At 35.6% G+C, this 23,490-nt stretch carries 31 protein-coding genes; 29 read left to right on the top strand and 2 right to left on the bottom strand.

What is annotated here, in order from left to right:
• Nucleotides 1-41 precede the first annotated feature (41 nt).
• On the top strand, nucleotides 42-248 hold the full coding sequence (locus MHH98_RS08170) for a hypothetical protein (RefSeq protein ID WP_340712452.1): 207 nt from the start codon (nucleotides 42-44) through the stop codon (nucleotides 246-248).
• Nucleotides 241-450 (top strand): hypothetical protein, encoded by a 210-nt coding sequence (locus MHH98_RS08175; RefSeq protein WP_340712454.1) that lies wholly within the window; start codon nucleotides 241-243, stop codon nucleotides 448-450. The genes MHH98_RS08170 and MHH98_RS08175 overlap by 8 nt, the downstream gene beginning before the upstream one ends.
• A gap of 45 nt (nucleotides 451-495) precedes the next feature.
• Here MHH98_RS08175 and MHH98_RS08180 read toward each other — a convergent pair whose 3' ends face one another.
• On the bottom strand, nucleotides 496-1,005 hold the full coding sequence (locus tag MHH98_RS08180; RefSeq protein ID WP_076065287.1) for a DUF3231 family protein: 510 nt from the start codon (nucleotides 1,003-1,005) through the stop codon (nucleotides 496-498).
• 95 nt (nucleotides 1,006-1,100) lie between these two features.
• Between MHH98_RS08180 and MHH98_RS08185 the strand changes: the two genes are divergently transcribed.
• Both MHH98_RS08185 and MHH98_RS08190 read left to right on the top strand, forming a co-directional pair.
• Entirely contained in the window at nucleotides 1,101-1,361 is a 261-nt protein-coding gene (locus MHH98_RS08185) for a hypothetical protein (RefSeq protein ID WP_340712456.1), read from the top strand.
• 14 nt (nucleotides 1,362-1,375) lie between these two features.
• Nucleotides 1,376-1,660 carry a hypothetical protein gene (locus MHH98_RS08190; protein WP_340712457.1) on the top strand — a complete coding sequence of 95 codons (285 nt, stop codon included), beginning with the start codon at nucleotides 1,376-1,378 and terminating at the stop codon, nucleotides 1,658-1,660.
• Between the two features lie 49 nt (nucleotides 1,661-1,709).
• Here the strand turns inward: MHH98_RS08190 and MHH98_RS08195 are convergent, their stop codons facing one another.
• A complete protein-coding gene (locus MHH98_RS08195) occupies nucleotides 1,710-1,949 on the bottom strand; it encodes a hypothetical protein (RefSeq protein ID WP_340712458.1) in 240 nt (79 codons plus the stop codon).
• 222 nt (nucleotides 1,950-2,171) lie between these two features.
• On the opposite strand from MHH98_RS08195, the gene MHH98_RS08200 reads away from it, so the two are divergent.
• The 25 genes from MHH98_RS08200 (at nucleotide 2,172) to MHH98_RS08320 (ending at nucleotide 23,488) form a co-directional block, all read left to right on the top strand.
• A complete protein-coding gene (locus tag MHH98_RS08200) occupies nucleotides 2,172-2,327 on the top strand; it encodes a dUTP diphosphatase (RefSeq protein WP_340712460.1) in 156 nt (51 codons plus the stop codon).
• Nucleotides 2,328-2,422: 95 nt separating this feature from the next.
• On the top strand, nucleotides 2,423-2,665 hold the full coding sequence (locus MHH98_RS08205) for a hypothetical protein (protein ID WP_340712461.1): 243 nt from the start codon (nucleotides 2,423-2,425) through the stop codon (nucleotides 2,663-2,665).
• Between the two features lie 81 nt (nucleotides 2,666-2,746).
• Nucleotides 2,747-3,142, top strand: coding sequence for a hypothetical protein (locus MHH98_RS08210; protein WP_340712463.1), 396 nt, complete (start codon nucleotides 2,747-2,749; stop codon nucleotides 3,140-3,142).
• A gap of 256 nt (nucleotides 3,143-3,398) precedes the next feature.
• Nucleotides 3,399-3,941 (top strand): site-specific integrase, encoded by a 543-nt coding sequence (locus MHH98_RS08215; protein ID WP_340712465.1) that lies wholly within the window; start codon nucleotides 3,399-3,401, stop codon nucleotides 3,939-3,941.
• A gap of 645 nt (nucleotides 3,942-4,586) precedes the next feature.
• A complete protein-coding gene (locus MHH98_RS08220) occupies nucleotides 4,587-5,702 on the top strand; it encodes a hypothetical protein (protein ID WP_340712467.1) in 1,116 nt (371 codons plus the stop codon).
• 34 nt (nucleotides 5,703-5,736) lie between these two features.
• Nucleotides 5,737-6,246, top strand: a complete 510-nt coding sequence (locus MHH98_RS08225; RefSeq protein ID WP_340712469.1) for a hypothetical protein — start codon at nucleotides 5,737-5,739, stop codon at nucleotides 6,244-6,246.
• Nucleotides 6,247-6,487: 241 nt separating this feature from the next.
• Complete coding sequence (locus MHH98_RS08230) at nucleotides 6,488-7,147, top strand: HEPN domain-containing protein (protein ID WP_340712471.1); 660 nt, start codon at nucleotides 6,488-6,490, stop codon at nucleotides 7,145-7,147.
• A 120-nt stretch (nucleotides 7,148-7,267) separates the two neighbouring features.
• Entirely contained in the window at nucleotides 7,268-7,915 is a 648-nt protein-coding gene (locus MHH98_RS08235) for a hypothetical protein (protein ID WP_340712473.1), read from the top strand.
• Between the two features lie 160 nt (nucleotides 7,916-8,075).
• Complete coding sequence (locus tag MHH98_RS08240; RefSeq protein ID WP_340712475.1) at nucleotides 8,076-8,459, top strand: hypothetical protein; 384 nt, start codon at nucleotides 8,076-8,078, stop codon at nucleotides 8,457-8,459.
• 193 nt (nucleotides 8,460-8,652) lie between these two features.
• Nucleotides 8,653-8,814, top strand: coding sequence for an HNH endonuclease signature motif containing protein (locus tag MHH98_RS08245; RefSeq protein ID WP_340713528.1), 162 nt, complete (start codon nucleotides 8,653-8,655; stop codon nucleotides 8,812-8,814).
• A 172-nt stretch (nucleotides 8,815-8,986) separates the two neighbouring features.
• Nucleotides 8,987-9,505 carry a phage terminase small subunit P27 family gene (locus tag MHH98_RS08250; protein ID WP_340712477.1) on the top strand — a complete coding sequence of 173 codons (519 nt, stop codon included), beginning with the start codon at nucleotides 8,987-8,989 and terminating at the stop codon, nucleotides 9,503-9,505.
• Nucleotides 9,502-11,187, top strand: coding sequence for a terminase large subunit (locus tag MHH98_RS08255; protein WP_340712479.1), 1,686 nt, complete (start codon nucleotides 9,502-9,504; stop codon nucleotides 11,185-11,187). Before MHH98_RS08250 ends, MHH98_RS08255 begins: the two co-directional genes overlap by 4 nt.
• Nucleotides 11,188-11,280: 93 nt before the next feature.
• A complete protein-coding gene (locus MHH98_RS08260; protein WP_340712481.1) occupies nucleotides 11,281-11,889 on the top strand; it encodes a hypothetical protein in 609 nt (202 codons plus the stop codon).
• A 347-nt stretch (nucleotides 11,890-12,236) separates the two neighbouring features.
• Nucleotides 12,237-13,466 carry a phage portal protein gene (locus MHH98_RS08265; protein WP_340712483.1) on the top strand — a complete coding sequence of 410 codons (1,230 nt, stop codon included), beginning with the start codon at nucleotides 12,237-12,239 and terminating at the stop codon, nucleotides 13,464-13,466.
• Complete coding sequence (locus MHH98_RS08270) at nucleotides 13,444-14,184, top strand: head maturation protease, ClpP-related (RefSeq protein WP_340712485.1); 741 nt, start codon at nucleotides 13,444-13,446, stop codon at nucleotides 14,182-14,184. The genes MHH98_RS08265 and MHH98_RS08270 overlap by 23 nt, the downstream gene beginning before the upstream one ends.
• Before the next feature lie 19 nt (nucleotides 14,185-14,203).
• Nucleotides 14,204-15,403, top strand: coding sequence for a phage major capsid protein (locus MHH98_RS08275; RefSeq protein ID WP_340712487.1), 1,200 nt, complete (start codon nucleotides 14,204-14,206; stop codon nucleotides 15,401-15,403).
• Nucleotides 15,404-15,471: 68 nt separating this feature from the next.
• The gene (locus tag MHH98_RS08280; protein ID WP_340712488.1) at nucleotides 15,472-15,672 is read left to right on the top strand and encodes a hypothetical protein; all 201 of its coding nucleotides are present in this window, start codon (nucleotides 15,472-15,474) and stop codon (nucleotides 15,670-15,672) included.
• Between the two features lie 16 nt (nucleotides 15,673-15,688).
• Complete coding sequence (locus MHH98_RS08285; RefSeq protein WP_340712489.1) at nucleotides 15,689-16,006, top strand: head-tail connector protein; 318 nt, start codon at nucleotides 15,689-15,691, stop codon at nucleotides 16,004-16,006.
• Entirely contained in the window at nucleotides 16,003-16,356 is a 354-nt protein-coding gene (locus tag MHH98_RS08290; protein WP_340712491.1) for a phage head closure protein, read from the top strand. Before MHH98_RS08285 ends, MHH98_RS08290 begins: the two co-directional genes overlap by 4 nt.
• On the top strand, nucleotides 16,346-16,726 hold the full coding sequence (locus MHH98_RS08295) for an HK97-gp10 family putative phage morphogenesis protein (RefSeq protein WP_038185455.1): 381 nt from the start codon (nucleotides 16,346-16,348) through the stop codon (nucleotides 16,724-16,726). The genes MHH98_RS08290 and MHH98_RS08295 overlap by 11 nt, the downstream gene beginning before the upstream one ends.
• Complete coding sequence (locus MHH98_RS08300; RefSeq protein WP_340712494.1) at nucleotides 16,723-17,064, top strand: hypothetical protein; 342 nt, start codon at nucleotides 16,723-16,725, stop codon at nucleotides 17,062-17,064. The genes MHH98_RS08295 and MHH98_RS08300 overlap by 4 nt, the downstream gene beginning before the upstream one ends.
• A 17-nt stretch (nucleotides 17,065-17,081) precedes the next feature.
• On the top strand, nucleotides 17,082-17,678 hold the full coding sequence (locus MHH98_RS08305) for a major tail protein (RefSeq protein WP_340712495.1): 597 nt from the start codon (nucleotides 17,082-17,084) through the stop codon (nucleotides 17,676-17,678).
• A 121-nt stretch (nucleotides 17,679-17,799) separates the two neighbouring features.
• Entirely contained in the window at nucleotides 17,800-18,144 is a 345-nt protein-coding gene (locus tag MHH98_RS08310; RefSeq protein ID WP_340712496.1) for a hypothetical protein, read from the top strand.
• 229 nt (nucleotides 18,145-18,373) lie between these two features.
• Nucleotides 18,374-22,627 (top strand): phage tail tape measure protein, encoded by a 4,254-nt coding sequence (locus tag MHH98_RS08315; RefSeq protein ID WP_340712497.1) that lies wholly within the window; start codon nucleotides 18,374-18,376, stop codon nucleotides 22,625-22,627.
• Complete coding sequence (locus tag MHH98_RS08320) at nucleotides 22,628-23,488, top strand: phage tail family protein (protein ID WP_340712500.1); 861 nt, start codon at nucleotides 22,628-22,630, stop codon at nucleotides 23,486-23,488.
• Nucleotides 23,489-23,490: the final 2 nt, after the last annotated feature.

Raw genomic sequence — 23,490 nt, forward strand, 5'->3', positions numbered from 1 at the left:
GTTGCGTATAGATCTCATAAACACATTGGAGGGATTGGAGAATGAGCGAGAAAACGATTGTAATAAACATTCCATCAGTTGATACATGGAATTTAACTCAATTACGCTTCACATGCAAAAACAAAAAAGTCAAAGGCTATACGAAAATGAGTCGTGAACAGCTTATTGAAGAAGTTAAAAGAATATTTGCTGATCTGGCAAAGGAAAAAGCGAATGTTCATAAAGAAGGAGTGGATTTGGATGCCTGAAATCGAAAAAGCAGTAAATCACATAGCGATCATTGTAGGAACAATTAAACGCTTCGGATATACAGTAGCACTCGAACAACAATTCGAATCACATCTAAGCACAATCATGAGCCATACAGGGTTTTGTAGAGATAAGGCAACGGATTATGCCATTGAAGTAGCTGGACGGTTGAATATGCAGGGGAAGGGGTGTGTGGCGTGACAATAAAAAAGGCAATCTATATTAGATCGCCCGAATAAAATCAGATTAGCTTTCTGGATAGTCTACATGTAATGGAGGAAGAACAAGCCAACCTTTTTCTTTATTAAGTCGTAATAGTTTTGCACCAATTTGAGCTTTGGCCAAATGGAATTGTCCATACATCAAAGCTACGTCTTCTCTAGTACATGTTCCCATAGCTTGACTGCATGCAACCAATCCTTGAGCAGTATCCATTGAAAGTGCTGCACTAATCTCTGGGTCGTTAAATCTTGCTCCAGCAGGAATGGCTTCAATTCTTGCATTTGGACGTTCAGGAGGCGCAGGTGGAAGAGCGATGCCATTCACTTTTAATAGCTTTTCTAATTGCTTATTTGCCTCTTTCATCATTTGAATACATTCTTCAATGATCTTGGATAAATCTTTGTCACCAGTGTGATTAAAAAATGTTTGATATCCAGCAATTAATCCATTATTTGCAGCAAGACTCGTCCATATAGTGAACACTTCACCATAATGTAAAGGTTCTTTTTGGGGGTTTCCAGTTAGTATTCCCATAATTGCACTCCCTGTCTAGTTTTAAGATTTTCTGACAGCATTCAGCGTGTGTTGCAAATCAGAAATTTATTCAAATATTTTAAGGAGGCTAACCAATGAACATGAAAAGAAACGGTATTTTAGTCGACAATCCTGCAGCGAGAGTTAAACGTACAAAGGTGAATCATCGTAAACAACAGCCAACAAAGCAATATACGCAGTACGTTGAAATGAAATCGAAATTCAATGACTTTGCAACAATTGTTACGCCAGTTACAGATGATTACATCAAGCAATTGATAAACGAAAGTTATTACATCACTGGATCCTTTAAGGTCAGAGAATGGCATGAGGAATATCAGGAGCAAATCAGTTAGTGTGAGGTGAGACCATGGACAACTTACAAAAACTCAGCAAACAAATGATTGAGATAGGTAAAAAGGGGAAATGGGCAGAACGAAACGAAGTAGCCGTTGAATATCGCAAATTGTTCGAAGCTCACGATTTTGGATTAAAAGTAGGTCAAGTGATGGAGTTTTTAGATGGTGTGAGGTGGAAGCAAGGCGTGATAAAGAAAATCGTTTCTAACTGGGAAATCCATTTCTCAGACATTATCGTGTCGGCAAGTTTGATAAGACCTGAGATTGAGCAATATGAGCAGACTACCTTGTTTTGATTTTAGGTTCGCAAAAGAAAGAAAAAGCGAAGTAAAAAAAGAAATAGACTTAATCGTCTATTTCCTTCTTCATTGCTTCCCATTGTGCTTTATGTTTGGTTTTTGGAATGCCATGATACTGCTCATAGCGGCACATTCTACAAGAACAATGGACTTTTCCTTTGCTTAATGTACCACGAGCGGGCATGTACTCGTTCTCTCGTTGCAGAACATCTTTTAGAATCGCCCATTTTCTTTGAATGACTCTCTCTCGCTGATGGCGAGTGTAGGCTTTGGAACGGTTTTTCATTTTGATCAGCTCCCTTGAGAAACCCAAGCTTGCAAGGCGCGTCAAGGGATGTCGCAGCACGCCCTACAAGCTCGGTATAGAGCTGACCAACTGTATTAATTTAATCATAGGTTAGTTCCTTTCAGTATGTATTCAATGATAGTATCACAGATGCGATTGGAAATCATATTAAAAATTGTTAAATACGTAGTTTAAATATAGGGCGAAACAGGAGGATAAACTATGAATCTAACAAAATTATTTGAGGCTCAGAGAGAGCTTGATTTATATATTGATCAGCAACATCCAGTACAACCAGGTGAGGATAGATTGAGTAAAAAGATTTTGGCTTTACTCGTTGAATTAGGCGAATGCGCTAATGAATGGCTTTTGGAGTAATGACCAGGAACCGAGGACTGAATACCGTAGTGTATATGAAAAGTACGGTAATCAAAAATTAATTGATGAGTATGATAGATTGGTGGTGTGAGGGTATGGGTATACAACAGATGAATGTATTCCAAGTACTCCAAGAAATAAATGATATCGATATCATTAAAAGAAATATACTAAGTTTAAAAATAGGGGAAAGTGTAATTACTCATTCAGCAGAAGTTCATAAGAGCAATCGATTTTTCGAAGTAAAAACAGAATCTTACGATGAACCCTTTATAACGTCTGATGAGGCATTGATATTTATCGAAAGATTATTCAATGAAGGAATTATGGAAAACTAAAAGCAATGAAGTATACAATATGCACTAATAACGATATGCCTACAATTCGATATAGATAAACAAGAAAGGCAGGTAGTGAGCATGTATGAATGGTTGAAGGATTATAAAAAACTTGAAGAAGGAATTATCTATCTTGAATTTAATCTTGAGATGAATAAACGTGAGTTAGATCGATGGATACTAGGTGATTTGGCAAAGTATAAATTATCGCCAGAATCCAAAGGTGCTCAGATTGAAGAAATCATTAAAAGTATCGAATGGGAATTAGCTCACAAGATGGATGATCTATTTAATCTGAAAAAGCTAATTAATACGTTTGGTGGACTTGAATATAAAATACTCTATAAAAAGTATGTGGAGGGCAAAACACTTGAAACCATTGCTTATGAGTTAGGTTACACATCAGGATATATTTACAACAAGCATGCTCAGATTGGAAAGATGATGGTGTATGCGGAGTCTGTGAATGCTCAGTAGAAAACGATATTATGTAGTAAACAATTCGAACGGTATCAGCAATAAGATAACTTAACATTATATTAACTCAAGATGAAGCGATAGAAACTATTGTAAATTCAAATTACGATGGTAGTGTGATATTTCGGTATCAAATAATTAATTAACATTTTAAGTCACATCCAACCGATGTGATTTTTTCTTATGTTTCAATAAAGGCATTTAATAATCTAACACTAACTAAGAGAGTAGTAGTTTACAAGGAGGTGGAGAGTGCGTGAATTTTGTACAGCCTATTCGAGATCCAGAATTAATTAGGGAGATAAAATCCTTTCTTCGTAAATGCAGTTATAGAAATTACATGATATTCGTTACAGGTATTAATAGTGGCCTAAGAATATCTGACATTTTAGAATTACGGGTGATTGATGCAAAACGACCTTATTTTAATTTGGTTGAACAAAAGACACAAAAACGTAAACGTATAGAAATGACACCTGCATTACGTAGAGAGTTTAAAGAGTATACAAAAGAGATGGAAGACCATGAATATCTTTTTAAAAGTCGAGAAGGCATAAACAAACCAATTGGAAGAAGTATGGCATATAAAATATTACGTAGAGCTGCAGAGCATGTAGGTTTAGAGGATATTGGTACACATACATTACGTAAAACATTTGGTTATCACTTCTACAATCAGTACAAGAATCCAGCCTTACTACAGAAGATATTCAATCATTCTAACGAATCAATAACGCTTGAATATATAGGTATTAACCAAGATCAAATGGACAAGGCAATGCGTGATTTTAAGATATAAATTTTTTGGACTATTTTAGTTCTTCAAAAAAAGGGAGTGTGTAATTCATTTTTAAGATATGCATAGAACGCTTGCTACGATTACGATTGTGAGGTATGTGTCAGTTCCACAGAATATGTATTAAGGGTAATGTCAGATAACTTAAGTCTGTTAGGTTCAAGAGTTGAGCAATTAATAATTTAAGTAGTGAATGGATTCGAATGCGGAGTCATTTAAAGCTCTGTAGAAGAAAAGGTGATGAGGAAAATGGCTTCAACATTCATCGAAGTAACTAATACTAAGGGAGAAAAAATTGGAATAACTTCTTATTGCATTCTTAGTATGAAATAGGTATAAAGTGGTTTTATTAAATATACACGTATAAATCGAAATGACCGAGGCGTTGGGATTGATGCAAGAGAAACAGTAAGTGAGATAGCATCTAAAATAAATGCAATCTAACTTAACATTATATTAAGTTAAGGTGAAGCGATAGAAACTATTGTAAATCCGTTATACGATGGTAGTGTGATATTTCGGTATCGTAGGCATTTGATTTCCTCCTTTATTGGGCCACTCTTGATTAGGTGGTCTTTTGTTTCCTATTAAAATATGTACTGACATTATTTTCTTTTTGTCATATTATTGAATTAGGAGGAGATACATATGGTAATGAAAATTGTGAGGAAAACAAAAAAAGGTAAAAAAATAAGAATGAAAATTCGGGGATTCGAAATTTGTAATCATTATATGGATAGCGATGATTTAAAAATTGGATACTATAATCATGAATTGATGAATCTTTTTATCAAGTCAATTTTACTAATCGATTTAGACAAAAGAAAATATAAAAATGATGAAGTTACATTAAACTTAATTGAGTATAAACAGTCCAGCAATAATGTGAATTTAATGGAGGGAGTATTTACTACAGCGAGACATGGTGTAAGTAAAAAGACAATTAATGTTGAAACACAAGAGGAAATGAACAAGATTGAATCTTTTGAGGGTGTTAAAAATGAAATTCAATTTACACTACATAAAATCACTGGGTTACTTCTTGTAGAAGAAGATAAACAAAACCATGTATTTACGAGACCGTTACTCAAGTCATTTTTTTATAAACATAGAAATCTTATATATCCTTATGTTGATGAGTTTAATACTAAAAATAAATCTGAAAAGGTTATTATTTATAAAAGTAGGATTTTTACTATTGCATCACTGCCACCAATTAATTTCTTTGAAAAGGTAAGTGAATTTAAATCTATAAAAAATGGCGTAATATATATTAATACATCTGAAACACCGAAAGGGGAAGTTGATGTTATAAAGAAATTAGAAGATGAATTGGAAGAGCATAAAATAGAAGATTACGATTTAGAAATTAAAATTAAAAATAAGTCACCTAGAGGAATGGTGAAAGTATTTGAAAAATATTTTGAAGGTATGATTAATGCTCAAAAATATGATTTTTTTGCAATTGAAGGGGTTACAAAATCTGGTGCAACGAAGAAAATTAATCCAGATACTATTACACGAGATTTTGATATAGAGGTTGAAATTAATGGAAATGGTATTCGTGTTTTAGACGACATCCATAGAGGAATGGAAGAAATTGTTGAAAATGAAAATCCTTTAAGTGCAAATAGAAAAATTAATCAGTCATTTCTAATAAAGGATGATACTAATGTTTGGAGTAAAATCGAAGAAATCTCAAATTCAATCAATCAGTCTGAAAAGAGCGAAGAAGAAATCACGGAAAGCCAAAGAGCGGAATAATAGATTTAGGGCCTTGAAGGGTTATTCAAAGGATATGGATCTGAAACGAGCTGTTATAGAAATCATACTACCTATTATGATTTCTTATATAATAATAGCAATTTACTTTTATTTTTCAAGTGAATCGTTAGTTTCTAGAATTTCAAAAATATATTCTAATATTTCTACTGTAATAGCAATTCAAATAGGTTTTATTATAACCTCTTTAGCATTGATAGCTTCATTTGGAGAAAATGCAGGTAAAAAAGCATTTAGTGAAATATCAGATAATGAGATTTATTTATTTATGGATAAAATGATAGCCTCTTTTGTGTATAACGTAATTATATATATGTCTCTATTAATGCTGGGTTTTTTACATCTCGTATTAATTGAACCTATTTTTGTTGAAGGTAGTAACTTTAAAATTAATATTTATATTATGTTTATTTTAAAAGAAATATATCTTCTTATTTGGAGTTTTTTGATAATACATGGATTTATGGTGTTCTTAAGAAACATCAAATTAATTCAATTGTACCTTCTGTCTGTATTAAAAAAATAGGTGCAGATTTAGAATGGAGAAATGAGATTAAAAAAGTTAGTTTTATCTCTAATACATGTCAAAGTACATCCAACCTGTGTGGCTTTTTCTTATGCTCTCATATTGAATAGTTTACAGGTTTTTAATACCTCCTTTATTGGACCACTCTTGATTGGGTGGTCTTTTGTTATGAATATCAGAATTTTATTACATACAATGGATGTCCGTCCAATGTATGCTTGAAGCAAGAGGAGTGAAGTAAATGCCGTCGACAGCTTATAAGACCTTTAATAATTATAATTTAAAAGATATCGAACGACTGTTAGATAATCACGAAACAGTAAAAGGAACAGGGAAAGGGAAACGTGCACTGGACCATATTACAAGAAGTACGATACTCTTACTAGTGGCATCATGGGAATTGTATATTGAAGAAGTGGTTATTGAAAGCGTTGAAATCTTAATTGAAAAATTGGATAATCCAATAAATTTACCGAATGCCGTAAAAAAGTCTATTAGTAATTATGTTAAGAACGATAAAAATGAATTAGCTGCTTTTAAGCTTGCAGGTGAAGGTTGGAAAAATATTTATAGAGAATTAATAGTTGCAGAAACAGATAGGTTAAACACGCCGAAGAAAGATCCCATCAATATACTATTCAATAGATATCTGGGTCTTGTAAACGTATCGCAATATTGGAAAACTAATAGTTTAAATACTATTGTTACCCATAGAGGGCAAATTGCACATAGAGTAAAATCTATAAATTATGTGACGGTGAATGAAGTCGAGTTATATATTGAGGAAATTAAACAACATGTAATAGAAACGGATAAAATCTTATGTAGCTATTTAAAAAGAATTACAACCCATACACCTTGGTATATTACATATCCATCAATTGATGCCCCAATATTGTAATAAAATAATCAAAAAGTAAAAGAGTCACACCTAACCGTGTGGCTTTTTATTATGAATATCAAATTTGTATTAAAGACATAGATATTCTTTCGCACTATGATTAGTGTGGAGGGAGATTAATTGCTTAATAAATCATTAATACCAATCTTATTAGCTATTATAGTAGTATTCTGTATAGCTTTATACGCAATGTTAATGCAAGTATTCGGAATTGAAAGTGATGATAAAGCCGCAATTATAAGTGGCATCTTAGGTATGATTGGTGGAGTTTCCGGTGCTTTCGGTGCTTATTTTGTTGCCACTCATCAAATGAATAAACAATTTCAAAACGAAAAGACAAAAGAAGAAAAGCGAAAAACAGAGAAAATATTGAAAGTCTTAAAAAAACTAGAGCTGTTGAATAGTGATGCTATTGCTTTCATTGAGAATTTTAAAAATGAACTTTCTAAGCCGTATTCTGATGTATCAATGTCAAGACTAAAATTTCGGGAATATGATTTGAAATGGATAGTTAGTAAAGTTGATGCTATAAACGATGATTTGTTACTAGAAGGTTATGATATTGACTATTTACGTTTTAGTAGAGCTTTGACTAATATGTATATTGATATTATCGGATTTAATAATATACCTGAAGAATATAAAAAGGTTAACTTAGAAGAATTAACAAAGGCAGTAGTAGAAAGGAAAGGAATTTTTATATCATTTGACAAATATTTAAAAGAACATATTAATGATGTTCAAAAACAAATAGATAATCTGATATAAATTCTAAAGTCACATTGTTTTGATGTGACTTTTTCTTATGCCTCAATACAGGCACATGATACAAGTCATTAAACACCTCAATGGTTAATCAGGACTGTTAGTATCGTGTGGCTGTGTGGATGTATAAATTCAATTATGAATCGTAGAAAGGAGATTTCAAATGACAGTTTTAAATAAGGATTCTCAATCTCGAAAATCAATTCTTGTTTCGTGTAATCAATGTAATTTCCCATTTGAACTTTCAGATATCAAAAAGGAATCTGTAATTCTAAATCAGAATCTAATAACTAATCCTCAATCTGTGGAAGGCATCAACAAAGACATCGAACATACTTACTTTAACTGTCCATCATGTGGTCATACATACACATGCTATTACACCGATGTCCATATCAGAGCCATGCAAGCTGAGTTAAGAAAGGTTCAACGTAAGCAGTCACATAGACCTACAGCTATTAAGGCTAGGCAGGCTAATGAACTACACCAGTCCATCAAGCAAGCTATGCAGTTACTACGTATACAGGCGGAGACACATGACAAGTAAACCACTCAAGCCATGTAACAAACCTAACTGTGGACAGCTAACAACTACACGATACTGTGAAGCTCACACAACAGAGACAACGAACGATAACCGTTACTATGATAAACATCATCGAGATAAACGTTCTAACTCTTTCTATCATTCAACCGCATGGCGTAAAGCTAGACAGTTAGCAATACTCGAAAGCCACGGTATGTGTGTATCTTGCTTCAAGGACCATAGGTTAGTTCCTGGTTACATTGTTGACCATATCATTCCGATAAAGGTTAATTGGTTGAAGCGATTAGACTTAGATAACCTACAGTATCTGTGCAAGGCTTGCCATAACAAGAAGACAGCAGAAGATAAAAAATAATTTAATATATTTTTATTTTATTTTATTGGATAGTTATTTTTACATTTTTTCAGATAAAAGTGATATCCCCCCTACTTTAATTGTGTGAAAAACAAACACAATTTAACCGCATGGGAGTTTTCATCGCAGAAAAACCCGTTTTTAAGATTTTTTTCAGAAGGAGGTGATAGTGATGGCTGGACGAAACAAACAACCTTTGCAAGTGATCCAAGGAAAAGGTGCATCGAAGCATTTAACAAAAGAAGAAATTAAAAAGCGTGAAGCCCACGAAACCGCAATGCGTGGGGATATTGATAAGGTGAAACCACCGTCATATTTAACGGCTGCACAAAAGAAAGAGTTTAACGAAATAGCAGAAGAATTAATGAAACTTAATATCTTTAGCAACTTAGATGTGGACTCTTTAGCACGATATTTGGACTCAAAACATCAATATTTACAGCTAATTAAGGATATGAAAAAGATAAAAGCAACTGAAGTGGTTAAAACAGAAACAGGTAAATCCATAACAATTGCTAATGATGATTATCCGAAATTGATACGAACTAAAAATACATTGTTCACTGAATGTAGAACTGCAGCGAGTGATTTGGGCCTTACTATCACCTCGCGTTTGAAATTAATTATCCCTGCACCATCAACTGTGGGAGAAAAAACAAATGCTGAAAAAAGATTTGGTAATCGCCTATGAATGTATTAGAAAGAGTATTTGCATATTGCGATGACATTTTAGAAGGTCGTATTAAAGCGAGTAAAAAACATATATGGGCTGTCGAGCGATTTCTGAAAGACTACAAGGATTGTCAATGTGAAGACAGTCCTTTTTACTTTGAAGAAGAGGAAGGCGAAGATTTTTATTATTGGGCACTCGAATTTCATCATGTGGAAGGTGTGCTCGCTGAACAACCTGTAGAGTTAACTGATTTTCAATTGTTCATCAGCGTCAATATTTTCTGTTTCAAGAAGAAATCAAACGGAGCACGTCGTTTCCGTAAGGTCTACATTCAATTGGCCCGTAAAAATGCAAAGTCTCAATTCCTAGCAATCATTGCTTCTTACATCACGTTTTTGGGTGAAGAGAAACAAAGAGCATATATAGCTGGATGGCAAAAAGATCAATCCGATGAGGTGTATGAAGCTGTTCGAGATGGAATTGCATCATCAAAGTTACTTGATGGCAAATGGAAAGAGGCCTATGGAAAAATTGAGGTTTTTAAAAATAGATCCGTTATTGTCCCACTATCTCGCGAAACTCGAAAGACTGGTGATGGGAAAAACCCATCTGTAGGAATTGTGGATGAATATCATGCTCATCAAACATCTGAAATTTACGATGTATTGCAGTCTGGGATGGTCGCTCGTAAAGAACCACTGATGGTTGTTATTACAACTGCAGGGTTTGATTTGAGTCGACCATGTTTCGTTGAATATGAATATGTCAGTCGAATATTAGATCCAAACGATGATATTGAAAATGATGATTATTTCGCTATCATCTGTGAACTTGATGAAGGTGACGACATAAAAGATGAATCAAACTGGATTAAAGCAAACCCTATTGTTGCTACATATCCAGAAGGCTTAGAATCAATTCGTTCAGATTTAAAAGTGGCTTTAGATGTGCCAGAAAAAATGCGTTCTTTCATGACCAAGACAATGAACATATGGGTGGATATGAAGGAAGGTGGCTATATGTCATCTGCAAAATGGAAGGCATGTGAAGTCGCTGAAATGGATACTTCAGGATTTGATGTTTATATTGGAGTCGATTTATCAAAGAAGATTGACTTAACCTCAGCAGGCTTTGTATTCCCAACAGATTACGGCTTCCATGTTGAACAACATTCATTTATGCCTGAAGAGGCTTTAGCAGAACGGCGTGTAAAGGATAAAGTGCCTTATGATCACTGGATTGAAAAAGGTTGGTTAGATGTGACACCAGGAGCTGTAGTAGATTATTCATTTGTAGAAAATTGGATTGTTAATGAAATAGAAGCAAATGGTTGGAATCCGATAATGCTTTGCTATGATCCATGGGGGGCTACTCAGTTTGCACAAAACATGACTGAAAAGGGGTTTGTATGTGTCGAAATCAGACAAGGTTATGGAACATTATCAGAGCCAACAAAAGATTTTCGTGAGGCTGTCTATCAAGGCGATGTGACTCATGTTGGTGACAAAGTATTATCCTGGGCTTTCGGGAATGCGATAGCTGAAATGGATGGCAATGAAAATATTAAACTGTCTAAAAAGAAATCACGTGAGCGGATAGATCCTGCAGCAGCAGTTATCAATGCATTTGTTCAAGCTAAATTTGCTGAAGTGAATACAGGTGATGGGAATATCAGTTTTATTTCTATCAATGATTTATGAGAATCAACAGGAAGGAGATTTTTTATTGGGTATTTATGTTAATATTACTGTAGAGATTGTGAAGAAATGTGCTTAAACTAACGGGGGATAAATATGTCAAGATTACCAATTGGACCAATTAAAGAAGGTATTAAAAAATATGGACCAAATACAGGGAAATTTATTAAAGACAACTACAAAGAGATAGTTGCAGCGGTAGGTGCTGTGGCTGCTGGAGGAGAGTCAATAAAAAAACATAGGAAAAAGAAAAAAGAATCAAACAAAACAGAAGGAAAATTGCATTATAGGAAAGGGCGCTATAATCATTATAAAACAAAAATACTAACTGAATTGGATAGCCAAAATAGGAATGAACTTTTTCAATATATACTTGAAATCGAACAGTTTATTCAACAGATAAAGAATGAGGAAAAAAAAGAAAGTGGCGTAAAAAAGCCTATTCATGAAAAAAGAATTAAAAATTGGTATGATATTCTTATTCAAATTAAAGATAAGATGTCTACAAAAGATTATCTTGAATTTATAAAAATTTATAACAACCCAAATTATCAAAGTGAATATTTTAATGGTTTTGAGGGTCATGTTGAAAAATTTAAAAAACTCAATAATGATAAAAAAACTGATGACCTATTGAAATATATTGCAGAAATAACTAATTGGTCTATTGATCAAATCGAAAAAGATTTTTCACTAATAGATTAAAATAATGACCCTATTAAATAGCAATAGGCAGTAATCAATATCTTGATTCTCAACAATCGGGCGCGATTGTTGAAGAAGCTTCTCTGACCTTATAAAACTAACGGGTGCTTTAGTAATCAAACTTCATTCTAAATCAACCAAGAATTAACATATGAGCTGTTTATTAAAGCTACTCAATAGAGTGGCTTTTTATTATGTCTGAAAGGAGGGCAAACCATGAATCGATTTATTAACTGGATGCAACAACTATACAACCTACTTCCACATCGGAAATTACACTTAATCAACAACGACAATAGCTGTTTTAGTAAAACCTTCGAGCGACCTAGGAAGGTGGTGAGACAGAAATGAGATGGTATCAAAAGTTAAATGTAAAAGCGAAAGCAGCTATAGCAGGTTGGAATGGTAAAACATATGATTTTTCAGATTGGTTTGGACGTACTTTTTGGGGTGTTGATAATTCACAGTTGGTCACAAATGAGACGATTTTCAGCGTTATCAGTCGGTTATCCAATACTTTATCTGCACTACCTTTGAAATTGTATGATCAATATGACATAACTCTGAATCAAGCAGCTGATGTTTTAATCAATGAACCTAATTCTAATATGAGTGGGTTTGATTTAATAAACAAAATTGAAGTCAGTCGTAATGAAAAAGGAAATGGTTATGCAATCATTCAACGTGATATTCGAATGCAACCAGAAACAATCATCCCTTTAGATGCTACCTATGTGGAAGAGTTCTTAAATAACGATGATGGTGAGCTATGGTATAAAATACAAGCTAATAGCGGTACAATCTACGTCCACAATATGAACATGTTACACGTAAAGCATATTAGCGGAGCATCGCGTTGGCGAGGTATCAATCCAATTGAGGTTCTTAAAAATACTTTGAAATATGATAAAGCAGTTCAAGAATTTTCACTTTCTGAAATGGAGAAAAAAGAATCATTTATTTTAGAGTATGGAGCAAACGTTAAAGATGAAATACGTCAAAAGATTATTGAGGATTTCAAAAGGTTTTATAAAGAAAATGGCGGAATTTTGTTCCAAGAGCCTGGTGTGAATCTTAAAGAAATCCAACGTAAATATGTAGCATCCGATACGTTAGCATCTGAGCGCATTACACGTTCAAGGGTTGCTAACGTTTTTAATGTTCCGGTATCTTTTTTGAATGATAATGAAGGTGCGAGTTACGGATCTAATGAACAAATGATGATTCAATTTGTAAATATGACGTTATTGCCAATAGTACGTCAATATGAGCATGAATTTAACCGCAAATTGTTAACTAAAAAAGACCGCCAAGATGGATTGTATTTCAAATTCAACTTAGGTGGTCTTTTACGTGGTGACACAGCTGCCCGTACTAATTTTTATCAAGCTATGTTACGAAGTGGCGGAATGAAGCCAGATGAGGTTCGACAATTAGAGGATTTACCGCCAATCGGGGGTAAGGCTAATGAATTGTGGATATCAGGGGATTTATATCCGATGGAAATGGACCCAACTCAACGTAAAACAACATCTACGAAGGGAGGTGAACAAAATGACCAAACAGAAAAAGAGTAGTTTCTTCGATATCAAAGCATCTGCAGATGGAAAATCAGCGGATGTTTTTATTTATGGCGAAATTACTCAATGGGCTTGGGAAGAATTCGGCGAAATGTCCTCCACAATTTTTAAAGAGAAATTAGATGAAGCTGGAGACTTTAGCACAATTCATCTTTACGTAAACAGTCCTGGAGGTTCAGTTTTTGAAGGATTAGCAATTGGTAACATGTTAAAACGCCACAAAGCTTATGTTATTGCTCATGTGGATGCACTAGCAGCATCGATTGCAGGTGTACTTATAATGGCAGCTGATGAAATTCGAATGCCTTCAAATGCGATGTTGATGCTCCATAATGCTTGGACTTGGGCAAGTGGTAACGCTGAAGAGTTGCGCAAAGCAGCAGACGATTTAGAACGTATTAATCAATCAACAATGCAAATGTATTTGGATAAAGCTGGTGATAAGTTGAATGAAGATACATTGAAACAGTTACTTGATGGAGAAACGTGGTTATCGGCTGAAGAAGCATTCAATTATGGTTTGTGCGATGTGGTTGAAAGTGCTAATCAAATGGTGGCATCTATCGATGACCGATTTGCCAAGCAATTTAAAAATATCCCTCAGCAATTAAAAGAACCAGCACCACATATTATCTCAGCTGAAGAAAAAGCGTTACGTGAAAGCATTCTCGCAGATTCGAAGGCGAATCTTACTTATTTGAACACAATACTTTGATGAAAAGAGGAAAATAATTATGAAAACATATAAACCAAAAGCATTTAAAGCGTTACTAACATTACCGATTCAATTTTTTGGTGGACAAACACTTTTTGAATTGAAACAGTCAATTGCAACTTTAGGTCAACAATTGCAAAAAGTAGAAGGTGAGCTTTCACAAAAAGCTATGGATCCATCTGCATCTCTTGAAGATATTCAAGCATCGCAGAAGTCAAAACAAGATTTACAGGCTCGTTTCGATATCGTGAAACAACAACATGACCAATTAGAAGCAGAACAAAAGGCGAAATTAGCAAATCAAAAAGGTTTAGGAGCTATTGATGATCCACAGCAAAAAGTTGTGGCTGCAAAGGCTACTCTAATTCGTTCAGCTATGCGAGGTAAAGCGTTAGATGGAGAAGTTCGTGCTGCACTAGGCGATGATGCCGCATCTGGCGGTGGTAAATTCTTACCGAAAACTGTATCGCAAGATGTTATTCTTGCGCCACTTGCTAAAAATCCATTACGCGGTATTTCAGCAGTAACACAAATCACAAACTTAGAATTACCACGTTTAGCATTTACGCTAGATGACGATGATTTCATCGATGATATGGCAACTGCAAAAGAATTAAAGGCAAAAGGTGATACTGTTTCGTTCACTCGTAACAAATTCAAAGTATTTGCAGGTGTGTCCGAAACAGTTATCAACGGATCTGATGCAAACTTAGTGTCACATGTGGAAAATGCACTTAAATCAGGTGTAGCTGCTAAAGAAAAGAAAGTAGCTTTTGCTACAACTCCTAAATCTGGCGAAGAACACATGTCATTCTATTCAACGGAAAATGCAATCAAAGTAGTGACAGGTGCAGATAAATATAAAGCAATTAAAGATGCGATTGCAGATCTACATGAAGACTATCGTGAAAACGCTAAAATTGTAATGTCATATAAAGATTACTCAGACATTATTGAGGTATTGGCTAATGGAAATACAACTCTTTATACAGCGCAACCAGAGCAGGTTCTTGGTAAACCAGTAATTTTTGCAGATGGTGCTACTAAACCAATTGTTGGAGATTTCTCTTACTCTCACTTCAACTACGACATTGGTGAAACATTTGAACAAGATAAAGATATTAAAACGGGTATTGAACAATTTGTGGTAACAGCTTACTTTGACCACCGTCTTAAATTGACAAGCGCATTCCGTATTGCTGATGTAGTTGCGCCCTAATAAGCCCCAAGCAATAGGGGCAGCTGTAATCGGAAAAGATTTAATTATTGATTAAGGAGATGATGTAAGTGGCATCAAAAGAAGAACTAAAAGAAAAGTTCAGCACTGGTAAAAAACCTACTGGTGCTGATTTTGCTGCGTTAATAGATGGAGTTGAAGGTCCTACCGGTGCAAAAGGAGCCACTGGTGCAGCAGGCAAAGATGGTTTCGGTACAAAAGCACAGTATGATGAAATTATCGCTAGACTCGATGCACTTGAAGCTACTTAAAAGAGGGTGATATGAATTGGAAAAACTCTTAAATGATCTAAAAGAATATTTACGAATTGATGGAGACGATGAAAACACGTCTCTTTCTTCATTTCTACAGGCAACCATTTTATATCTTGAAAATGCAGGGGTATCGCAACCTTCCGATTATTACTTAAAGGTAGGCGATGTTGACGTTTATGCGGAACACCGATTAGCTGTTCATATGCTCACTACGCACTTTTACGAGAATCGTAATGTAATTAATCCTACAAGTATTAAAGTCGCTCAGATACCCATTCCTTTCGGTTTACAGGCTCTGATTTTACAGTTGAAATGGGTGTGTGTGGAATGAATTATCGTTCGAATAATAATGCCGGAGAATTGAAGCATCGGATTACTTTTCTAAATCCACCTGGTAAGGATGAAGACGGTTTTCCAATTATTGATTGGACAGATTATGTAACGGTTTGGGCAGCTATTAAAACATTAAAAGGCAAAGCTTTTTATGAAGCAGCAGCAGATCAGTTGCAAGATGTGAAGCAAATCGGCATCCGTTATCGAAAGGATGTGGATGACAACATGCGGATCCGTCATAAAGATAAGATTTATAAAATCATTTCCATGACCAATGATGATGAAAATAATCAATGGTGGACAATACACGTTCGTGAAACAAGGGACGGTGCTGTTGATGGACTTTGAATTCACTGGATTAGAAGAGTTACGGAATCGATTAACTGGAATGGCCAACACAAAAGTAATTGAAGAAAAGGCATTGACGGAAGCAGGCGAATATTTACGTGACAAGCTTGAATCAAATGTTTATTCACATGGATTAAAGAAGCGTTCTGGTAAATCAGAGCGAAGTTTTAAAATTAGTTCGAAAGTTATTAATGGCGCCATTGAGGTTGGTTTATCCAATCAAAACAGTGACGCCTTTTATTTATTCTTTCATGAGTTTGGAACATCTAAAATGCCTGCAAGACCTGTAGTAAGGCCGACTTTCGAACAAGAGAAATCTAATGTAGAAAGGAAAATGGCTGAAGTTGTAGGGAGGGAGTTAGGATTATGAGTTTAAACAAATTAATCATTGATACTCTCAAACCAATTGGTATTCCAGTTGCTCTATTAACGTACACAGGAACAGCTACAACGTACATTACCTTCTTTCAATACAACGAAATGGGTGTAGTATTTGCCGAGGATATAGAGCAAGAAACACGTCATTCTATCCAAATTGATGTGTGGTCAAAAGGCAACTTTGTGGATGTAGTCAAACAGGTAAAGAAATTATTGAAAGAACAAGGCTTCTCGCGTGTAACTGCACATGAACTTTATGAAGATGATACGAAAATCTTCCACAAAGTTTTGCAGTTTTATTATGACGATCAATCAGAAATTAACTTATAGAAAAGGAATGATTATATATGAGTGGAGTATTAATCGGTTTAAAAGATTTATTCTTTGCACCAGAAAAAGTAGGTGCTGAAGGTGGGTATGACAAACCTTACCGTATTGCTAAAGCAATGGAAGCGAAGGTATCACCAAAAACTTCTAATGCGGTTCTTTATGCGGATGATGGAGCAGCTGAATCAGCAAGCGCAGAAGGCGAAACAGAAATCGAATTAGGTATTGATGCGTTAGCTAATGATGTTTACGCAAAGTTATTAGGTAAGCATGTTGTGGGTGGCGGTGTAATTGATACAACAGCAGACACTGCGCCAAATGGAGCACTAATGTTCCGTTCAAAAAAATCTAATGGTAAATATCGTTATTTAGTGTATTACAAAGGTAATTTTCAATTGCCTGAAGAAGAATATAAAACGCAGGGTGATTCTATCGAATATAACACTCCAAAAATCAAAGGAGTGTTTGTCCACAGTGATACAGTCATTGATACCAAAGGTAACGGTGTCAAACGTTGGTTGCAAGATGAGGATGACGAAGGGGTAGATCCTGCAGTACTCGCTAAATGGTTTACAGAAGTTCAACTACCACCATTCTCAGTAACACCTGCGCCCTAGTACACCCCTTGCTATAGGGGATGCGGTAATAGGAACGAATTTTATTATTAAGTAAGCAAACGGAGTGAGTCGGATAATCGGCTCACTTTTTATTTTTATTAAAAATTAGGAGGAATAGATGATGGGTAAATCAACGAAAGCAGAAATTATGAAAGACGAAGGTACAAAGGTCACTTTAGCAGATGGGAAAAAATATGATATTAAATTCGATTTGAACTCTATGTGTACACTACAAGAAAAATTTGGAGATGACGTAATCACAGTTTTGACAGGTATAGATGGTTCGGATTTTAAGATAATTCGTGCAGTTTTATTTGCATTGTTTGAGCATGAGGGATTAACAGAAAAAGAAGTTGGTTCATTAATAACAATGGCTAATATGTCTAGTGTTGTAGAAGCGTTAGGGCAAGCGTTAGGTGATGCAATGCCAGAATTAGAAGCAACTCAAACTGAATCGGGAAAGTAGTGGAATCGAGCGAATTACCGTTCGATTTTTTTATTTATATCGGAACTGTTCATCTAAATCGAAAAGAAGAAGAAGTGTGGAAGATGACAATGCGAAAATTGCTCGCTTTATGGGACAGACATTGTGATTTCAAAGGTTGGAAAGCAAAAGGAGAAGAACAGGCACCAACAGTTTTTGCAGATCAAGTGAAATGGTAACAAGTCAAATCATGAAAAGTTGGTGAAATAAAATGGCAGATGCAGAAGTTGGTAATCTGAGGGTTAGCCTTTCCATGAATAGTGCAACGTTTGAACGTTCTCTTGCAAGCATTGATAGAAGTATTAAAACATTGGGACAAGAAATGTCTATCGTGCGAAATAGAGGGCGTGAGTGGGGTAACACAACAGATGGGTTACGTACTAAACAAGAAACTTTAACTCGATTGTTGAGTAGCCAAGAAGCCAAAGTGAGAAACTTACGAGCAGCTTATGAGCAAAGTAAACGAGAAACTAGTGAAAACTCTGTAGCCACTGAAGAATTAGCGGCTAGGCTAAATAGAGCTGTTGCCGAATATACCCGTACTGAAACTGAAATCAGCGATGTTACTGCAGCTTTGAGGAGGCAAGAAGAGGAATTAAGACGCTCTCAATCTAGTTGGCAACGTGCGGGCGAGGCGATGCAACGGGTTGGTCAGACGATGCAAAATGTAGGAAATAAAATGAAAGCTGTTGGGCAATCAATGTCACTTTATGTTACTGCACCGATTGCCGCAATGGTTGGTGGTGCTGTAAAAGCAGCTATTGATTTTGAATCAGCTTTTGCAGGTGTTCGAAAAACTGTAGATACCTCTGAAGCGGGATTTAAAAAGTTAGAAAAAGGCATACGTGATATGGCACAAACATTGCCAACATCAGCTAGTGATATTGCTGCAGTTGCTGAATCGGCTGGTCAGTTAGGTATCGCCGAAGATAATATTTTAGGTTTTACACGAACTATTATTGATCTAGGCGAATCTACCAATTTAACTCGTGAACAAGCAGCTACAGAATTTGCGAGGTTTGCCAACATCGTTGGAATGTCTCAAAATGATTTTGATAAATTAGGTAGCTCACTTGTAGCGTTAGGTAATAACTACGCAACAACCGAATCGGAAATATCATCCATGGCTATGCGTTTAGCTGGTCAAGGGAAACAAGTGAAGATGAGCGAATCTGATATTTTGGCACTTGCTGCAACAATGTCCAGTTTAGGTATCGAAGCCGAAGCAGGCGGTACAGCTATGTCCACGATTCTTAAAAAAATGCAAACTGCCGTAGCAGATAACGGAAAGTATTTAGAGTTATATGCGAAAACAGCAGGTGTCACTGGTGCTGAATTTAAAAAGGCGTTTGAAACAGACGCAGCAGGCGCACTGGATTTGTTTGTAAAAGGACTTGCTAAGTCTAGTGGTGAAGGTGAAAATCTAACCGAAATATTATCCATACTTGGTATTAAGGGTATACGAGAATCTGACACGTTGCTACGTATGGCAGGTGCATCTGATTTATTATCAGGTGCCGTAAAAACATCCTCGGATGCTTGGAAAGAAAACACAGCTTTATCAAATGAAGCTGAACAGCGTTATAAAACTACAGCATCACAATTAGCAATCCTGAAAAATAAACTTGTTGAAGTTGGCATGACATTCGGAGAAATATTAATACCAATGATGATGCAGATTGTGGACAAGATTACACCATTTATAGAAGGTTTCTCTAAAATGGGGGAAGGTACTAAAAAATTCATCTTAGCTGTTGCAGGAATAGCAGCAGCAATAGGCCCTGTATTAATTGTCGTTGGGATGTTAGTTAGCTCTGTTGGGGCAATAATCACCGCATTGGCTCCTGTAGCGTTAGCGATTGGTGAGGCAGGGGGATTAATGGCAGTACTCGGAACAGCTATGACGGGAATTGTAGCGCCAATCGGTGTTGCAGTATTAGCTATCGGAAGTTTGGCAGCTGTTTTTGTAGGACTATACAAAAATCATGAGGGATTTAGAAATGTCGTTGATTCAACCTGGTCAGCTATCAAAGATGCAATCTCATCAGCAATGAGTGGAATTGTTTCATTTGTACAAAGTATGGGTGATCAGTTATCAACTTTTTGGTCAGAGAATCAAGAAGGTATTAAGGAAGCTGCATCTAATGTGTGGTCAGCAATTTCAACTGTAATTGACGTAGCATTAAAAGTGATATCAGGCGTTATGAGTGTCGTGTGGCCAATTATAAAAGCATTAGTGGTTTCTACCTGGGAAGCTATAAAAAATGTGATAGAGGGCGTCACGAAAGTTATCACAGGCATTATCAAAACGTTTAGTAGTCTTCTAACTGGCGATTGGAAAGGTGTATGGGAAGGTATCAAACAGATACTCTCAGGTGCATTAGAAGCCATTTGGGGCGGTATCAATCTATACTTTGTCGGTAAATTGTTAGGTCCTTTGAAGTCATTTGGACCAACAGCTAAAAGTTTGGTAACTAGCGCTTGGAACGGTATTAAAGGAATAATAACCGGAGTTTTAGATGTATTGAAAGGTTCAATAATAGGTTCATTCAATCTTTATAAAACATCCATCTCCTCTATTTTAAATGCAACCAAAACAGTTATCTCAAGTATTTGGAACGGAATTAAAACAATTATTACCACTCTTATGGGTGGAATAAAAAATACTGTTAATTCCTCTTGGAATGGAATTAAGAGCATTACTTCCACTATCCTAAATGGAATTAAAGATATCATTACTAACATATTTAATATGTTTAAATCAATTGTGAGCAAAGCTATGGGCGGAGTCGCAACAGCAGTAGATGTTGGGTGGGGAAAAGCTGCATCATTCCTTCACAGTATTAATTTGGTGTCTGTTGGTAAACACATCATACAAGGTCTAATTAATGGTATCGGTTCGATGATGGGTGCAGTTACAGATAAGGTAAGATCTATTGCTACAGGTGTTTCAAGTACGATTAAGAAAGCCTTGGATATTCGTTCACCTTCTCGTGTAACAACTAAATTAGGGGAGCATACAGGCCAAGGATTTGTTAATGGAATTAGTAAAAAAGAAAAAGCGGCACAAACAGCAGCAAACAAATTAGCAGCATCAGCTAAAAAAGAATTCAACACAAAAATGTCGAACCTTTCACTAAAATTTAAAGCTGAGAAAATCGATATTACCGAGTATGTAAAATCTTTAGAAGCCATGAAAACTCAGTATGCTAATGTTCCGAATGCTGTAGCTAAAATCAACGCTCAAATTGTTACGCTTAATAAAAAGCATGCAAAAGAAGTATTCGACGTTGCTAAATCTTCTATTGAAGATAAAGTAAAAATGAATGAAATGTCATTAACACAAGAATTAGCAGCATGGGAAAAATTACAGAAGAACTATAAAAAAGGTTCTGATGAGCGTAAGCAAATTGACCAAAGTATTTATGAAACTAAAAAGAAAATACACGATCAATTAACATCGCTTACTGATGAATATACAGCTAAAGTTGCTGATGCAAATGCAAGGTTGATTGCAAGCGAAAAAGCTTTAACAGATGAATATAAAAAAGCTGTGGATGATAGAACAGCATCACTTGTAAGCTTTGCAGGTATTTTTGATGAAGTGTCTCAATCATCTGATATAACTGGTCAAAAGCTTCTTGAGAACTTGCAAGGCCAAGTTGCTGTATTTGAAACTTGGTCTAAAAATATTCAATTGTTGGCGAAAAAGGGAATCGACAAAGGACTACTTGAAGAATTACGTCAAATGGGCCCTAAAGCGGCACCTGAGATCGCAGCACTAACAACTTTAACTGATCAGGAACTTACACAATACGCTAAACTGTGGAAGGATAAGAATGTACTAGCTAGAACGCAAGCTGAAAGTGAATTAGCACAGATGAATAAAGATACGAATAAGAAAATCAAGGAATTAACTGCTGAGACTAAGAAGGAATTAGATGCTTATAAGAAAGAATGGGCTTCTAAAATTAAAGAAATTCGAACAGGTACGACAGATGAGTTTGTAACTATGAAAACTTCTATGAAATCCATCGGTAAAGATACCATCAAAGGTCTTATGGCAGGTATGGAAGATATGGAGCCATCGTTGCAAAAGAAAGCTCAAGCTATTGCTGATTCAATTTCTAAAACTATCGCTAGTGCATTAAAAATCAAATCACCGTCACGTGTCATGATGGGCCTTGGTAAATGGATCCCCGCAGGACTTGCAGAAGGTATGGAGCAAAACATGAGCGCTATTACAAATGCTGCTCAAAAGATGGCAAATGCCACTATGCCTAATATTAATCCTGGTGGTTATTCTAGTGGGTTTGCAGGTAGTTCAGTCAGTCATGTGGACAATGCCAGAAGCTATCAATCTAGTATTACTATTGTTAACCAAGTACCTAATATATCACCTTCAGAACTGGCAAGAAAGAGTATACAAGCTCAAAGACAACTAGCCATGGAATGGGGTGTGTAAATGGCTGAAAAAATTACATTTATTAATAGTCGTGGACAATCTTTGGAGCTGAAAAATTCGGCTCCTTTTATTTTAACTTCTGTGGATGGCAAAGGGGATGTGCATGCGAACGTACAGCTATCAAAAGCTCCATATCAAGACGGGAGTACTCATATCGATTCTGTATTTGATGAACGCCTGTTGTCTTTACAGATAGCAATAATGGGGAATACAAACGATTTGCTTTTAGAAAGAAGACAATATGTAGCTTCTGTATTTAATTCAAAATTGGGTGCAGGAAAACTAATCTATGAAAACGGAAATACCAAAAGGGAAATAAAAGCAGTACCCGATGGTGTACCTGTATTTCCAACTGGCTCAGATAATAAAGGGAAAAACTTTCAAAAGGGGTTAGTCAATCTTATATGCCCGTCACCATTTTGGTTAGATATAATGACTGAAAATATTAAACTTGAAGACTTTGTTGCACACTTCAGATTTTCATTTCATTTTCCTGTACGTTTTGCCAGTCGTGGAGATTCGAGGATTCTAATAAATAAAGGTGATGTACCCACACCAATCATCGTGGAATTTCGTGGAGCTGCAGCTAACCCAAAGATTACGAATCTTACCACAGGTGAATTTATACGTGTTAACCGTACTATTCCGGAGGGGTATAAATTAATTTTAGAAACAACTTTCGGAAATAAGAAAGTTGAGATTGTAGCACCGGATGGAGTTAGTCAAAACGGATTTCCTTGGATTGACCCATATTCAGATTTTTTTAGTTTGGATATGGGTGAAAATAAATTTAGTTTCATAACAGACAGCGGTCGTCCAGAGGTTTACGTTTCATACAAGCATAGATATTTAAGTGTTTAAGG

The sequence above is a fragment of the Viridibacillus sp. FSL H8-0110 genome (assembly GCF_038003565.1).
Classification (GTDB): Bacteria; Bacillota; Bacilli; order Bacillales_A; family Planococcaceae; genus Viridibacillus; species Viridibacillus arenosi.